At 71.4% G+C, this 15,089-nt stretch carries 14 protein-coding genes; 6 read left to right on the top strand and 8 right to left on the bottom strand.

Translation table 11 applies throughout. From position 1 onward, the window contains the following. The first annotated feature begins 56 nt into the window (after positions 1-56). Together ABD691_RS07785 and ABD691_RS07790 are read left to right on the top strand one after the other, a co-directional pair. Complete coding sequence (locus ABD691_RS07785) at positions 57-1,637, top strand: alpha/beta hydrolase (RefSeq protein WP_344678779.1); 1,581 nt, start codon at positions 57-59, stop codon at positions 1,635-1,637. Positions 1,638-1,752: 115 nt separating this feature from the next. Then, entirely contained in the window at positions 1,753-2,160 is a 408-nt protein-coding gene (locus tag ABD691_RS07790; RefSeq protein ID WP_344678780.1) for an MmpS family transport accessory protein, read from the top strand. A 25-nt stretch (positions 2,161-2,185) separates the two neighbouring features. On the opposite strand, the gene ABD691_RS07795 is transcribed toward ABD691_RS07790, so the two are convergent. From ABD691_RS07795 to thyX, 6 genes are all read right to left on the bottom strand, one after another. Next, complete coding sequence (locus ABD691_RS07795; RefSeq protein ID WP_344678781.1) at positions 2,186-3,910, bottom strand: ribonuclease J; 1,725 nt, start codon at positions 3,908-3,910, stop codon at positions 2,186-2,188. After that, positions 3,907-4,851, bottom strand: a complete 945-nt coding sequence (dapA, locus tag ABD691_RS07800) for a 4-hydroxy-tetrahydrodipicolinate synthase (protein ID WP_344678782.1) — start codon at positions 4,849-4,851, stop codon at positions 3,907-3,909. Before dapA ends, ABD691_RS07795 begins: the two co-directional genes overlap by 4 nt. A 130-nt stretch (positions 4,852-4,981) precedes the next feature. After that, on the bottom strand, positions 4,982-5,608 hold the full coding sequence (locus ABD691_RS07805) for a TIGR03085 family metal-binding protein (RefSeq protein ID WP_344678783.1): 627 nt from the start codon (positions 5,606-5,608) through the stop codon (positions 4,982-4,984). Between the two features lie 35 nt (positions 5,609-5,643). Beyond that, positions 5,644-7,068, bottom strand: coding sequence for a serine/threonine-protein kinase (locus tag ABD691_RS07810; RefSeq protein WP_344678784.1), 1,425 nt, complete (start codon positions 7,066-7,068; stop codon positions 5,644-5,646). A gap of 97 nt (positions 7,069-7,165) precedes the next feature. Further along, positions 7,166-8,605: a serine/threonine-protein kinase gene (locus tag ABD691_RS07815; RefSeq protein ID WP_344678786.1), complete on the bottom strand. Its 1,440-nt coding sequence runs from the start codon at positions 8,603-8,605 to the stop codon at positions 7,166-7,168. A gap of 124 nt (positions 8,606-8,729) precedes the next feature. After that, complete coding sequence (gene thyX / locus ABD691_RS07820) at positions 8,730-9,482, bottom strand: FAD-dependent thymidylate synthase (RefSeq protein ID WP_344678787.1); 753 nt, start codon at positions 9,480-9,482, stop codon at positions 8,730-8,732. A 167-nt stretch (positions 9,483-9,649) separates the two neighbouring features. Between thyX and ABD691_RS07825 the strand changes: the two genes are divergently transcribed. Both ABD691_RS07825 and ABD691_RS07830 read left to right on the top strand, forming a co-directional pair. Continuing rightward, on the top strand, positions 9,650-10,222 hold the full coding sequence (locus ABD691_RS07825) for a toxin-antitoxin system HicB family antitoxin (protein WP_344678788.1): 573 nt from the start codon (positions 9,650-9,652) through the stop codon (positions 10,220-10,222). Between the two features lie 11 nt (positions 10,223-10,233). After that, complete coding sequence (locus tag ABD691_RS07830) at positions 10,234-11,181, top strand: DUF4097 family beta strand repeat-containing protein (RefSeq protein ID WP_344678789.1); 948 nt, start codon at positions 10,234-10,236, stop codon at positions 11,179-11,181. A gap of 366 nt (positions 11,182-11,547) precedes the next feature. Here ABD691_RS07830 and ABD691_RS07835 read toward each other — a convergent pair whose 3' ends face one another. Beyond that, positions 11,548-12,774, bottom strand: a complete 1,227-nt coding sequence (locus ABD691_RS07835; RefSeq protein WP_344678790.1) for a winged helix-turn-helix domain-containing protein — start codon at positions 12,772-12,774, stop codon at positions 11,548-11,550. Positions 12,775-13,037: 263 nt separating this feature from the next. On the opposite strand from ABD691_RS07835, the gene ABD691_RS07840 reads away from it, so the two are divergent. Continuing rightward, entirely contained in the window at positions 13,038-13,595 is a 558-nt protein-coding gene (locus ABD691_RS07840; protein ID WP_344678791.1) for a GNAT family N-acetyltransferase, read from the top strand. A 92-nt stretch (positions 13,596-13,687) separates the two neighbouring features. Then, a complete protein-coding gene (locus ABD691_RS07845) occupies positions 13,688-14,167 on the top strand; it encodes a VTT domain-containing protein (RefSeq protein ID WP_344678792.1) in 480 nt (159 codons plus the stop codon). A 260-nt stretch (positions 14,168-14,427) separates the two neighbouring features. Here ABD691_RS07845 and ABD691_RS07850 read toward each other — a convergent pair whose 3' ends face one another. After that, positions 14,428-15,048 carry a hypothetical protein gene (locus ABD691_RS07850; RefSeq protein ID WP_344678793.1) on the bottom strand — a complete coding sequence of 207 codons (621 nt, stop codon included), beginning with the start codon at positions 15,046-15,048 and terminating at the stop codon, positions 14,428-14,430. Positions 15,049-15,089: the final 41 nt, after the last annotated feature.

A 15,089-nucleotide genomic window follows, 5' to 3' on the forward strand; every position in this document is an offset into this window, starting at 1 on the left:
ACACTGAGCGCCGATTCACTCGAAGATCCTGCGGATCCGGACAGACAGGTATCGCGATGAAGAAGATCGCCACCGCCGCGACGGCAGTCGGCCTCGTGCTCAGCGGGCTCGCCATCGCCCCGGCCACGGGGACCGCCGCACCGCCGGAGTTCACCCCGGCCCCGATCCAGTGGGGCCCCTGCCAGGACGAGGAACTGCAGAAGGCCGGAGCGGAATGCGGCATGCTCGGCGTGCCGCTCGACTACGCGGACCCGGCGGGCGAGCAGATCCAGCTCGCGGTGTCCCGGATCAAGCACTCCGTGCCCGGCGACCAGTTCCAGGGGCCGATCCTGGTCAACCCCGGCGGACCCGGCGGTTCCGGGCTCAGCCTGTCCACGCTCGGCGCGTCCGTGCCGAAGGACGCGGGCAAGGCGTTCGACTGGATCGGCTTCGACCCGCGCGGCGTCGGTTCCAGCAAGCCCGCGCTGTCCTGCGATCCGAACCACTTCTCCTACAACCGGCCCGACTACGTGCCGACCACGCCCGAGCTGGAGCAGGAGTGGCTGGCCCGCTCCGAGGGCTACGCCAGGGCGTGCGGGAACAACGGCAAGCTGCTCGACCACATCAAGACCACCGACTCGGTCGAGGACATGGAGAGCATCCGCAAGGCGCTGGGCGCCGAGCAGATCAACTACTACGGCTTCTCCTACGGCACCTACCTCGGCCAGGTCTACGGCACCCTGCACCCCGAGCGGATGCGGCGGGTCGTGATGGATGGCGTGGTCAACGTCAACGACATCTGGTACCAGGCCAACCTGAACCAGGACGTGGCGTTCGACCGCAACATCAACATCTACTTCGACTGGATCGCCCGGCACGACTCGACCTACCACCTGGGCACCACCGGCGCCGAGGTCGCCAAGCAGTTCTACGACCAGCGCGCCCGCCTCGACGCCGAGCCCGCCGGCGGGATCATCGGCTCCGACGAGTGGACCGATCTGTTCCTGCGCGCCGGCTACAGCCAGACCGGCTGGGACAAGCGGGCCAAGGCGTTCTCCGGCTGGGTCCACAACGGTGACTGGGCGCCGCTGAAGGAGCTCTACGACAGCGCCAACACCCCCGGCGACGACAACGGCTACGCCGTCTACAACGCCGTGCAGTGCAGCGATCTCCAGTGGCCGAAGCGGTGGGAGCAGTGGCGCGAGGACAACTGGGCCACCCACGAGAAGGCGCCGTTCGAGACCTGGGCGAACGCCTGGTACAACGCGCCGTGCCTGTCCTGGCCTGCCAAGCCCGGCAAGCCGGTCGAGGTCGACGGCGGTGAGGTCGGCAGCGCGCTGCTGATCAGCGAGGAGCTCGACGCGGCCACGCCGTTCCCGGGCGCGCTGGAAGCCCGCAAGCGCTTCCCGAACGCCAGCCTGATCAGCCTGCCCGGCGGCACCACGCATTCGGGCTCGCTGGGCGGCAACACCTGCCTGGACGACCAGATCGCCGACTACCTGGCGACCGGCAAGCTGCCCGAGCGCAAGGAGGGTGACGGACCCGACACCACGTGCGAGCCGCTGCCGCAGCCCGAGCCGGAAGCCCCTGGCGTGGCGAGCACCCGGCCGCAGCAGCCCGCCGCGCTCCAGGAAGCGCTCCAGTCCAACTGGCGCTGACCTCGGTCCCAGCAGCGCCCCGGCCCACCTCGGGCCGGGGCGCTGCTGGCGTCCCGGTCGGCGAGTTCGTGTAGAAAAGGCCACGTACCCACCAACGCCCCGGAAGGACTTCGAGGTGAGCCAGGCCCCGCGAACACAACCCAAGGTCGCCGCGCTCGTCGGAGCCGCGACGCTGTTCGCGCTCGCCGCGGTCGGCTACTCGATCTTCCCCCGCCCGGCCGCCGAGGGCGTCCCCGACGCCGCCCGGCACGTGGTCTACGAGGTCTTCGGAGACGGTGACGTCGCCGACATCACCTACACCGACGACGGCGGCACGCACACCGCGCAGGAGCAGAACGCGCCGATGCCCTTCCGCAAGGAGTTCCGGCTGGAGGAGGCCGCGTTCCAGGTGTTCACGCTGTCCGCGCAGAACGCCGAGGAAGGCCCGATCACCTGCCGGATCACCGTCGACGGCGAGGTCATCGACGAGACGACCTCGGTCGGTGCGTGGGAGCTGGCGCTGTGCAGCGACTCGTCGATGTGACCCGAGTTGCCGATCCGCCGCGGGGTCAGGAACCGACGGGCAGCACGTTCGGCACGATCATCGGCCGCCGCCGGTAGGTGTCGGCCACCCACCGGCCGACCACCCGGCGCACCGCCTGCGCGATCCGGTGGGTGTCGGTGATGCCCTCGGACTCGGTGCGCGCGAGCTCCATCTCCACCAGCGGCACCACTTCGTCGAGCGCCTTGGGGTCGTCGGAGAACCCGCGCCCGGAGATCGTCGGCGAGGACACCGCGCGCCCGGTCGCCGCCTCGACGGCCACGTTGATCGCGATGAACCCGCCCTCGCCCAGGATCAGCCGGTCCGACAGCGTGGACTCGCCGACGTCGCCGACCGACAGCCCGTCGACGTAGACGTGCCCGACCTCGACCCGGCCCGCGATGGCGGCGATCCCGTCGACCAGGTCGACCACCACGCCGTCCTCGGCGATGACCACCCGGTCCGCCGGAACCCCGGTCAGCCGCGCCAGTTCGCCGTTGGCCCGCAGGTGCCGCCACTCGCCGTGCACCGGCATCACGTTGCTCGGCCGGACCGCGTTGTACAGGTAGAGCAGCTCCCCCGCCGACGCGTGCCCGGAGACGTGCACCTTCGCGCCGCCCTGGTGGATCACGTCGGCGCCCAGCCGGACCAGGCCGTTGACCACGCCGAACACCGCGGTTTCGTTGCCCGGGATCAGCGAGCTGGCGAGCACCACCGTGTCCCCGGCGCGGATGCTGATCTGCTTGTGCTCGCCGCGCGCCATCCGCGACAGGGCCGACAGCGGCTCGCCCTGCGACCCGGTCGAGACGAACACCACCTGCTCCTCGGGCAGGTCCAGCGCCGCGTCGAGCTCGACGAGCAGCCCGTCCGGGACGTTCAGCAGCCCGAGCTCGGCGGCGATGCCCATGTTGCGCACCATCGAGCGGCCGACGAAGCACACCTTGCGCCCGTGCTGGACCGCGACGTCGAGCACCTGCTGCACGCGGTGCACGTGGCTGGCGAAGCACGCGACGATCAGCCGCTGGGTCGCCTTGCCGATCACCCGGTCCAGCACCGGGCCGATCTCGCGCTCGGGGGTCACGAACCCGGGCACCTCGGCGTTGGTGGAGTCGACCAGGAACAGGTCCACGCCCTCGTCGCCGAGCCGGGAGAACCCGGCCAGGTCGGTCAGCCTGCCGTCCAGCGGCAGCTGGTCGAGCTTGATGTCACCGGTGTGCAGCACCACCCCGGCCGGCGTGCGGATCGCCACCGCCAGCGCGTCCGGGATGGAGTGGTTGACCGCGAAGAACTCCAGGTCGAAGATGCCGTGGGTGCTGCGCTGACCCTCGCTGACCTCCACCAGCGTCGGGCTGAGCCGGTGCTCCTTGCACTTCGCGGCCAGCAGCGCGAGCGTGAACCTCGACCCCACCACCGGCAGGTCGGGGCGCAGCCGCAGCAGGAACGGGACCGCGCCGATGTGGTCCTCGTGGCCGTGGGTGAGCACCAGCGCGTCGATGTCGTCGAGCCGGGACTCGATCGGCTCGAAGTCCGGCAGGATCAGGTCGACGCCGGGCGCGTCGTCCTCCGGGAACAGCACCCCGCAGTCGACGATCAGCAGGCGGCCGGCGTGCTCGAACACCGTCATGTTGCGGCCGACCTCGCCGATGCCGCCGAGCGCCACCACCCGCAGGCCGCCGTCGGCCAGTGGCGGCGGTGGTGTCGCCGATGTCGGCGTCACCGCGTGGTACTCGGTGGCTGTCGCCTTCGCGCTCAACGCTGGGTCACCTCTGCTGCGGCATCCGGATTGACCAGTACCAGGCCAGCATCCCACAGGTCGCTGGTGATCAGGCGCACCTGCTCGTCGGTCGCCGCGGGCAGCGGCAGCCTGGGCTGGCCGGTCTCGTACCCGCAGAGCCGCAGCGCGGTCTTGGAGAAGATGACGCCACCGACGAAGTTCATCGACCGGTACACCGGCAGGAGTCCATTGTGGACCTCGCGGGCGGCGGTGATGTCGCCGGACTCGTAGGCGTCGAGCATCTGCCGCAGCCGGTCGCCCACGACGTGGCCGATCACGCTGACGAAGCCCACCGCGCCGACCGACAGCCACGGCAGGTTCAGCGGGTCCTCGCCTGAGTAGTAGGCCAGGCCGGTGTTGGCCATGACCTCGCTGCCCGCCAGCAGGTCGTGCTTGGAGTCCTTGACCGCCTTGATCCTCGGGTGCTCGGCGAGCCGCTTGAGGGTGTCGACCTGGATCGGCACCACCGACCGCGGCGGGATGTCGTAGAGCATCACCGGCAGCCCGGTGGCGTCGGCGACGGCGGTGAAGTGCGAGAGCAGGCCCTCCTGCGGCGGGCGCGAGTAGTACGGCGTGACCACCAGCAGGCCGTGCGCACCGGCCTTCTCCGCCGCGCGGGCCAGCTCCACGGAGTGCACGGTGTTGTTCGTGCCGGCACCGGCGACCACGGTCGCCCGGTCACCGACGGCCTCGACCACCGCTTGCAGCAGGCGCGCCTTCTCGCCGTCGCTGGTCGTCGGGCTCTCCCCCGTCGTGCCGTTGACGACCAACCCGTCGTTGCCGACGTGGTCGACGAGGTAGGCGGCGAGCTCCTGCGCCAGGTGCAGGTCGAGTTTCCCCTCCTCGTCGAAGGGCGTCACCATGGCGGTCAGGACCCGGCCGAACGGACGGCCCGGGGTGGCAGTGGGGCAGACGGTCATAGCCCATGACGCTACCTGGTCAGCCCACCGGTCAGCGCGCCCGGACGCGGGTGTGAAAACCCCGCGCGAACGGTTCGGCGAAACTGTGGTTCTTCCTGCTCCCGGCCTCGGCCCCGGCCGGATTTTCCGCTCAGACCGAGCGGCGCAGGTCCTCCACGGCCATCACGTCCGCCTCGTTGCCGTCGAAGGTCACGCGCGCCTCGCGGCGGCTGAACGCGTGCAGCAGCAGCTCGCTCGGCTCCCCGTTGATGCGCACCGTGCGCGGTCCGCGACGGGCCGCGATCTCGGTGCCGTCCGGGCGGCGCAGCACCACCCCGACCGGGCTGCGCCCGTAGAAGACCTTCGCCGACCGCGACAGCGCCTTCCACAGCGCCTCCTCGCGCTCCGGGTCGGCCGGGCGCGGCTGCCAGCCGGGCCGGGCCCGGCGGACGTCCTCGTGGTGCACGAAGAACTCGGCGCTGTTGACGGTCTCGTCCACTGCGGACAGCCCCAGCGGGTTCCACTTCGGCGGCCCCTGGCGCACCTGGTCGACCAGCTCGCCCCACGGCTTGGCCCGCAGCTCCGCCTCGATCCGCTCCCCGCGTTCGGCGAGCGCCTTGACCAGCTTGCCCGCGAGCGCGTCCGGCCGCCGCTCGCGCACCACCAGGTGCACGGCGAGGTCCCGCGTGGTCCACCCCCCGCAGAGGGTGGGAGCGTCCGGTCCGATCTGGTCGAGCAGATCGCACAGCTGCCGGCGCTCGTCGTTGGCCACACCCATGTGACCACTGTAGCCGCACAGGTGGCGGGCGGTGATCAGTTCGCGGTGGCCTTGGCCGTCAGCTGCTCGCCGTCGGCGGTGTAAAGGCCGCAGAAGACCGCCTGCGAGCCCTGGTCGTCGTCATCGGCGTTGCTGTTGGCCTGCGCCTGCCGGTGCTGGTCCCACGCGCGCTCGGTGGGTACGAGCGCGACGTAGCGCAGCGCGGCGTCCTTGCCGGGGAACACGATCTTGTTCGACGCGAAGTAGGCCGAGCACAGCCCTTCGCCGAAAGCGACGAGGCGGTCGTGGCCGGGGTAGTCCACATCGGTTTCGCCGCTGCCGAACACGTAACCGTAGGTGTAGATCTCGAAGTCGTGCGGCGTGGAGCAGTCCGCGGACTGCGCCTTCGTGAGGGTCGCGCCGCGTGCCAGCTGCCCGTTGGAGCAGTTGTTGGAGTCGAAGAAGTACGTCGCGATGTCGCCGCCCTCGCCGTAGGTCAGCGTCGGGTCCATGGCTGCCGGCGCGGACTCGGCGAACACGAACCTGCCGACGACCAGCCCGACCACGAACAGCACCACGGCCGTCACGGCGACCGCGGCGATCCACGGAGCCCGCTTGCGCGGTTGCGGCTGCGGCGGCACTGCGGCCGCAGGCCGGGGCCCGCTGTCCAGCAACGCCCTCGCCTGCTGGGAGGTGAACCTCGCGTTGGGGTCGCTGATCAGCAGTCCCGCGATCACCGGTCCGACACTGCCGTGCGGGCGGGTTGGGCGTGGGGTCTCGTTGAGCACCGCGTTCAGCGTCGCGGCCGTGGTCTGCCGCTCGAAGGGCATCCAGCCCTCGACCGCGAAGAACAGCGTCGCCCCCAGCGACCACAGGTCACTGGCCGGTGCGGCGTCGGCGCCCTGGATCCGCTCCGGCGCGACGAACGACGGCGATCCGACGATCGCGCCGCTGTTGGTGAGCCGGGGGTCGTCGAGGATCTGCGCGATGCCGAAGTCGGTCAGCTTCGCCCGGCTCTCGGCGACCATGATGTTGCTCGGCTTGACGTCGCGGTGCACGATCCCCGCGCGGTGCGCGCTCTCCAGCGCCGACAGCACCTGCCGGGCGATGTCGGCGACCTCCTCCGGGGGCAGCGGGCCGCGCTTGGCGACCAGCTCGGACAGCGTGACCGCCTCCACCAGCTCCATGACGATGAAGGTGACGCCGTGCTCGGCCAGCACGTCGTGGACCGTGACCACGGCCGGGTCCTTGAGCCGCCCGGCGGTGCGCGCCTCGCGCAGCACCCGGTCCTCGTAGAGCCGCCGCTCGGCTGGCGGAACCCCGTCCGGCAGGTGCAGCTCCTTGATCGCCACGTCGCGGCCGATCACGCCGTCCCACGCGCGCCAGACGACGCCCATCCCGCCGCGCCCGAGCTCCCGGATCACCTGGTAGCGCCCGCCGATCACCCGGGCCTGCTGCCCACCCCCGGGGTAATGCACCACTGCGTCGTCCTCCCCCTGCACACACCGGATCGTGGCGTCATCCAACCAGATGACGAGTCGGCGGATCTGGTACTTCGGCCAGGTTCTGAGCGGCTGATCAGTTCAGCGTGGCCTTGGTGGTCAGCGGACTGCCGTCGGCGCTGCTGAGACCGCAGTAAACGGTCTGCGAGCCCTGGTCGTCGTCCTCGGAGCCGGCGTTGTTCTCCACGGTGCGCCGGAGGTTCCAGATCTCCTCGCTCGGCACCAGCGCGACGTAGCGCAGCGCGGTGTCCTTGCCCGGGATGACGATCTTGTTGGACGCGAAGTACGACGAGCACAGCCCCTCGCCGTAAACCTTCAGCCGGTCCACGCCCGGGTAGTCGACATCGCCGCTCGAACCGAAGATCTCGCCGATGGCGAAGATCTCGTGGTCGTGCGGGTCGGTGCAGGAGGTGGAGTCGGACTCGCGGAACGATCCGCCGGGTTCCAGCTTGCCGTTCGAGCAGCCGGTGGAGTCGAAGTAGACCTGCTCCAGGTCCCCTCCGACGCCGTAGACCAGCGGCGGATCCATCGCCACCGGGCGGGAACCGCCGAAGGCGAACCGGTCGACCAGCAGCCCCGCGGCGAACAGCACCACCGCCGCGACGGCCGCGACAGCGATCCACGGCCCCTTCCGGCGCGGGGCGGCGATCGCCGTTGGAGCCGGGCCGACGGGACGGGTCTGGTCCACCGTCCTCGCGCTGTCCAGCAGCGCGCGCACCTGCGGTCCGGTGAACCGGGCCTTCGGGTCGCTGATCAGCAGACCCGTGATCACCGGACCGATCGCGCCGTGCGGGCGGGTCGGGCGCGGCGGCTCGTTGAGCACCGCGTTCAGCGTCGCCGCGGTCGTCTGGCGCTCGAAGGGCATCCAGCCCTCGACCGCGAAGAACAGCGTCGCCCCCAGCGACCACAGATCGCTCGGGGACTCTGCGTCGGCGCCCTGGATCCGCTCCGGTGCCATGAACGACGGCGATCCGACGATCGCGCCGCTGCTGGTCAGCCGGGGGTCGTCGAGGATCTGCGCGATGCCGAAGTCGGCCAGCTTCACCCTGCCGTCGGCGACCATGATGTTGCTCGGCTTGACGTCGCGGTGCACGATCCCGGCCGCGTGCGCCGACTCCAGCGCCGAAAGCAGCTGCCGCGCGAGGTCGGCGACCTGGTCCGGCGGCAGCGGCCCGCGCCGGGCGACCAGCTCGGTCAGCGTGACGGCCTGCACCAGCTCCATGACGATGTAGGTGGTGCCCGCCTCGGCCAGCACGTCGTGCACCGTGACCACCGCGGGGTCGTTGAGCCTGCCCGCGGTCCGCGCCTCGCGCAGCACCCGCTCCTCGTAGACCTGCCGCTCGGCGGGCGGAACCCCGTCCGGCAGGTGCAACTCCTTGATCGCGACCTCGCGGCCGATCACCTGGTCCCAGGCCCGCCAGACGATCCCCATGCCGCCGCGCCCGAGCTCCTGGGTCACCTGGTAGCGGCCACCGATCACGCGGGCCTGCCGCCCGGTCCCGGGGTGTTGCACCACTGCGTCATCCTCCACCGACCGGAGCGCGCACGATCACGCAGCGCTCACACGAAGAACCCGATGGCTCATCCAAGCAGACGAGCGATCGGGTTCTTGGACCTCGCGAACGCGCTTCCGGTTCCGGTCAGCCTTCGGTGACGTACGGGCTGGACGCGACCTCGGTGCCGTCCTTGAGCGCGGTGATCTCGAAGTCCCCGAAGACGTTCGGCGCGGCTTTCCGCAGCTGACGCAGGCACTCGACGGCCAGCGCGCGGATCTCGACGTCGGCCTGCTCGCTGGCCCGCATGGCCACGAAGTGCCGCCACGCCCGGTAGTTGCCGGTGACCACGATCCGGGTCTCGGTCGCGTTCGGCAGCACCGCCCGCGCCGCCTGCCGGGCCTGCTTGCGGCGCAGCGTGGCCTTGGGCTCGTCGGCGAACTTCTCCTGCAACGCCTCCAGCAGGTCGTTGTAGGCAGCCGCGCTGGCCTCAGTGGCCTTGACGAACTTCTCGTGCAGCTCGGGGTCACCAGCGATGATGTCGGGCTCGACCACCGCGGCGTCGCGCTCGGGCACGTACCGCTGCGACAGCTGCGAGTACGAGAAGTGCCGGTGCCGGATCAGCTCGTGGGACAGCGACCGCGAGATGCCGGAGAGGTAGAACGACACCGTCCCGTGCTCCAGCACCGACAGGTGCCCGACCTCCATGATGTGGCGCAGGTAGCCGAGGTTGGTGGCCGTGGCCGGGTTCGGCTTCCGCCACGACTGGTAGCACGCCCGCCCGGCGAACTCGGCCAGCGCCTCGCCGCCCTCGGCGTCGGTCGTCCAGTCCACGTCGGCCGGCGGGAAGAACTCCGTCTTGCCGATCAGCTGAACCTTCGGCGGCACGATCTCAGTCACAGCGAACAGACCCTTCCCTGCTGTTCAGCGGCGGTCCACGACCACCGCACCCATCCGCGGTTTTCGAGCCTAACGGGAGACCGCGACGCAACGTGCCCGCCCGAGCTGACGCAGGATGACACCATCGAGTCATTGCACGACATCATACGTGGTGTCATCCTGGCGTCATGGATCTGAGCCCTTACATCAGTCAGCTGCGGGACGACCTCACGTCCGCGGCCTCCGCCGGGGACGAGCAGACCCGGCAGACCGCGGCGGTGCTCGCCACCGCCATCGAGCCGGCCGCCAGGCTGGCGATCATGAACGCGCTGTCCGACCTGGCAGCGGAGGTGACGACCCACCTCGACGGGCCGGTCGTCGACATCCGGCTGGACGGCCGTGACGTCCGGGTGGTGGTCAGCGGCTCGTCCGGCGAGCAGCAGGCCACCGACGACGAACAGCCCCCGCCACCGCCGCCGAGCGGCGACAGCGGTGACATCAGCCGCATCACGCTGCGGCTGCTGGACGAGATCAAGTCCCAGGCCGAGCAGGCGGCGGCCGTCCAGGGCGTGTCGCTGAACACCTGGGTCGCGCAGGCCGTCCAGGGCGCGCTGCACGGCGGACGCCCACGCGGTCCGTGGGACCACCCGCGCCGGGGTCGAGGTGCGCGGTGGACGCCGCCGCCCGGTTCCCGCGCCCGCTGGCGGCCCGAAGGCGCGAACGGACCAGGTTCGCGCGTCCACGGCTGGGTCCAGGGTTGAGGAGGTACGAGATGACAGAGCAGCAGTCCTCGGCAGAGGAAGAGCCGAACGAGCTGGTGCGTACGCAGGACTTCGAGACCTCGGCGCCCATCGAGATCGACATCGGCAACAGCTCCGGCACGATCCGGGTCGAGCTGGCCGACACCGAGCTCACCCACGTCGAGGTCCGGCACGACCCGAGCGCGGGCGGCATGGACTGGCGCGGTGGGATCAGCGGCCTGCTGAACTGGGTCACCGAGCAGTTCGGCGAGTCCGGGCTGCGACCAGGTTCGGTCGACGTCGGACGCCGCCTGCAGAGCGAACCGTTCGCGGAGGCGGTGCGCCAGACCCGCATCGACCTCACCGGCAGCAGGCTCGCGGTGCGCAGCCCGGCCTCGGGACCGCTGCGCGGGATCCCGCTGGAGATCACGATCAAGGCGCCGTTGGACTCGCAGCTGGGAGTGCACACCGACTCCGGGAAGGTCGCGGTGTCCGGTGCGGTGAGCAGGTTGCAGCTGAGATCCGGCTCCGGCGAGGTGATCGTGGACGAGGTGACCGGGACCGCGAGCGCCAGGACGGGCTCCGGCCAGATGCGGCTGGGCACGATGCGCTCGGGCGTCCAGGCCCGCAGCGGGAGCGGTGACGTCGAGATCGGCGCGCTGGAAGCGGCGTCGTCGGTGGTGACCGGCAGCGGAAACGTCTGGCTCGGCGAGGTGCACAACGACGTCCTGGTCCGCTCGGGCAGCGGTGACATCACCGTCGCCGATGCCGCGAAGGGGCAGGTCGAGCTGATCACCGGGTCCGGGGAACTCCAGGTCTCCATCCGCCGGGGCGTCCTCGCCGAGGTGGACCTGACCTCGTCGACCGGCAGCGCCAGCAGCGACCTGCCGGTGGCCGACGAGCCACCGGAGGAGGAACCGAAGCTGCGGATCTTCGGCCGAACCGGCAACGGCGACGTACTGGTGGGATCGGCGATGTGAGCCATCCGACCGCCGGAGTCACCGACCGCCGGAGTCACCGAGCTGTCTGCTGGCTCCAGGAGGCCCGTGCGGCGCGACCAGCGGGCACGCGAACCGGCCCCGCGATGGCCCACCGGAGGCGCGCTCCGGCGAGACCATGCACGGCTTCCGGACCGCGCACTCAGGCGAGGCCGCGCAGGCTTGCGGGCACCGCCGGGAGAGACCGCGCGTGGCGTCCTTGACGCCGCCCAGACGGGACCCCGCGAGACCTTCTTGGTGCCGCTCAGGCAAGGCCGCTCACGGCTTGCTTGACACCGCTCGGGCAGGACCGCGCACGGCTTCCGGGCCGCGCTCAGGCGGGACCGTTCATGGCCTCCTCGCCGCCGCTCAACCAAGACCCCGCGTGGCCTGCCGCAGCGGTATCGCGAGGTCACCGCGTTCGCCGATGTCGATGCCGCTGAGCCCGAGCCACCCGGCCATGTCCTGGAGCGCACCGGCGAGTTCCGGCACCACGGCACCGACGTCCGCGCCCGGCTCGGCGAAGGCGCCGGGCACCCGCAGGACTCCTGCCGCGCGGTCGGCCTTGAGGTCGACGCGGGCGACGAGTTCTCCGTTGAGCAGGAAGGGGAACACGTAGTAGCCGTACTCGCGCTTCGGCTCCGGGACGTAGATCTCGATGCGGTAGCGGAACCCGAACAGGCGCTCGGTGCGCGACCGCTCCCAGATCAGCGGGTCGAACGGGCACAGCAGCGCCCGGCCGGTGATCCGACGGGGACTGCGCGCGTCCGCGTGCCGGTAGGCGGGTTGCCGCCAGCCGTGCACGGTGACCGGCTCCAGCACGCCCTCCTCTACGAGTTCGGCAACCGCCTGCTTGGACTGGGGCGGGCGCAGCCGGTAGTAGTCACGCAGGTCGGCTTCGGTGGCCACCCCCAGCGCCTGGGCGGAGCGCTCCACGAGCGTGCGGATCGCGACGTCGTCCTCGGGCTCGGCGGCCAGAACCTCGGCAGGCAGCACCCGTTCCGGCAGGTCGTAGAGCCGTTCGAAGCCCCGGCGGGCGCCGGTTGTCAGCTCGCCCATCCCGAACAGCAGCTCGCAGGCGTGCTTGGTGTCGGACCGGTTCCACCACGGCCCGCTGCCCTGCCGCTCGCTGCCACCGAGTTCGCGCTCCAGCGTTCCGGCACCGATCGGGCCGTGTTCCTTGACCGCCGCGAGCACGTCGTCGACCAGCTCGGGAGCCCGGTCGAGCAGGGTCCGGTACCGCCGGCGCCAGGCCCCGCCGTACTCCCGCATGCGCCACCGCAGCAGCGGCCAGTCCTCCACCGGGATCAGCGACGCCTCGTGCGCCCAGTACTCCACCAGCAGCCGCGGTTTCCTGGCCCGGTGCGACCAGGCCGCCGAGTCGACCAGCTCCGGCGAGTAGGCGCCGAGCCTGCTGTAGAGCGGCATGTAGTGCGCGCGGACGGCGACGTTGACCGAGTCGAGCTGGAGCAGCTTCGTGCGCCCCAGCGCCCGCTGCAGGTGCCTCCGGTTCACCTCACCCTGCGGCCGGACGTCGGCGAACCCCTGCGCGGCCAGCGCCACCCGGCGAGCCGTGTCGATGCTCATGGTCTGCACGCCGGTGATCGTGCCAGCACGCACCGACAGCCACGCACCGACAGCACAGCCACGCACCGACAGCAAGGAGACTCCGGGCCGAAGTCGCCTGAACGCCTTGGGCGCGGCGGGCCGGTCCAGGCTGCGGCGTTCTCCGGCGTGCGGCTGCCTCCCGGGACGCAGCAACCGTTCCCGGCCGCGGTAGCCGTTCCCGGCCGCGGCAGCCGTCCGGAACACAGCAGCCGTTCCGGGGTGTGCCCGAGTGGGCACGTTAGGTTCACGGCATGGCCGAAGCCGAGGTTCGAGATGCCGCACCGTCCGACGCGCCCGAGATCGCCCGGATCCAGCTGAGCACCTGGCGCAGTGCGTACGCCGACCTGCTCCCGGCCGCGGTGCTCGACGAGCTGGACGCGGCGGAGACCGAAGCGCAGTGGCACCGCACGTTAACCGAGGGCCCCGCGTCGGTGCTGGTCGCGACCGAGGGGACCTGGCTGGTCGGGTTCTGCGCCGCCGGGCCCGCTCCCGAGCCGGAGACCGCGTCCGCCGACGGCTCGGTTCCCGACGACGCCGCCGAGGTCGCGCTGGTGAGCAGCCTGCTGGTGGAGCCCCGGTGGGGTCGCCGCGGGCACGGCGGCCGTCTGCTGGGGGCGATGGCGCAGAAGATGACCGGGCTCGGCGCCACCCGGGGCATCACCTGGGTGCCGGAGGCCGACACCGCATCGGTGTCCTTCTTCCGGGGGGTCGGCTGGGACCCGGACGGCACCGTCCGCACCCTCGACGCGGGTGGCCGTCCGGTGCGCGAATTGCGATTGTCCGGTTCGCTCGATTTGCGTTTCCGCTAAATCGAAAAAGCGACACGTCCGCGTGGCGCCGCGGTCTGCTTGCTAGCCTTCTCGGCAATGCGTCCTTCCGCGCTGGGGGAACCGTGCTGGCAGTGATCGGTCTGCTCTCGACGACCTTCGGGGTCGCAGTGGTATCTGCGCTGATGCCGCTGATCAGCGTCGAGCTGTTCGTGATCGGTCTCGTGCTCAAGAGCCCCGACCTGCCGTGGTGGGCGTTGGCGCTGGTCATCGCGACCGGCCAGATCATCGGCAAGATGCTCTACTTCTACGCCGCGCGCGGCGTCATCCGGCTCCCGGCGTTCCTGCGCCGCCGGACCGAGCGCAAGTCGAAGGGCCGGTGGGCGGCCTGGATCGAGCGGTTCCGGGCGACCTGCCGCAAGCGCCCGCTGTGGACCGGCGGGGTGCTGCTGGTGAGCGCAACCGCGAGCCTGCCGCCGTTCGCCGCGATCGTGTTCGTCGCGGGGTGGGCCAAGGTTCCGCTGTCGACCTTCCTCGTCACCGGCTTCATCGGACGGTTCCTGCGGTTCGGGCTGCTCGCGATCGCGCCGGGCGCGCTCGTGGCCTGGATCTGAGCGATTCCGGCCCGGGCCAGCCCGCTTCCGGCCACGTTGAGCTCGCTTCCGCCGGGCCTGAACCCGCTTCCGGCTGGGCCGAGTTCCCCTCCGGCCCGGGCTGAGCTTCCTTCCAGGTTGGATCCGTTCCAATTCCCGTCCGGAAACTCGGCGAATCCGAGGCGGAACTGCCGAGCGAATGTATTCCGCAACTAATCGTTTCCGGATCACGATTCGGCCGGAACGACTGCTCCCGCGGCATTGCGGGAGCAGTGCGCCCGTCAGGAGATCCGGCCGGGGATGCCCTGCACCGAGTCGATCACGCCCAGGACCGGGACACCGGCCGGGGCGAACGTCCACTTGTTGTGCAGACCGCTGGTGTCCGGCTCGTCGACGATCGCGACGCCGCCGTGGTCGTCGGCCGGAGCCGACGCCTGCGTGGCACCCGGGGCACCCGGCACCTCCGGAACCGCACCCGGCACACCCGGGACAGCACCCGGGACCTCCGGCAAGCCCGGCACCGCGCCCGGCAGACCCGGCAGAGCACCCGGGACCTCGGGCAGCCCCGGAACGGCACCCGGCAGACCTGGCAGAGCACCGGGGACCTCCGGCAGGCCCGGCACCGCCCCGGGAAGCCCAGGCACCTCCGGCAAGCCCGGCAGCCCGGGCACGGCGCCCGGCACACCCGGCACGGCACCCTGCGGGAGCCCCGACACGACGTCCTGGACCGGCTTCAGCGCCTGCGCTGGCAGCTGCGCCGTCGGGCCGAGCACGGCCCCCGCGTCCACCCCGGGCAGCACCCAGACCGGCGTCGGCTCCGCCTGCGCCACGCCACCGGTCAGCCCGGTGAGCGCGGCACCGGCCGCCGCGGCGACCACCCAGCGCGCGGTCGATTTCCTCATTCGTGCACCTCCTCTTCCCTCCGCCCCGTCGGCGGAAGCTT

It is taken from the genome of Saccharopolyspora taberi (assembly GCF_039534165.1).
Classification (GTDB): domain Bacteria; phylum Actinomycetota; class Actinomycetes; order Mycobacteriales; family Pseudonocardiaceae; genus Saccharopolyspora_D; species Saccharopolyspora_D taberi.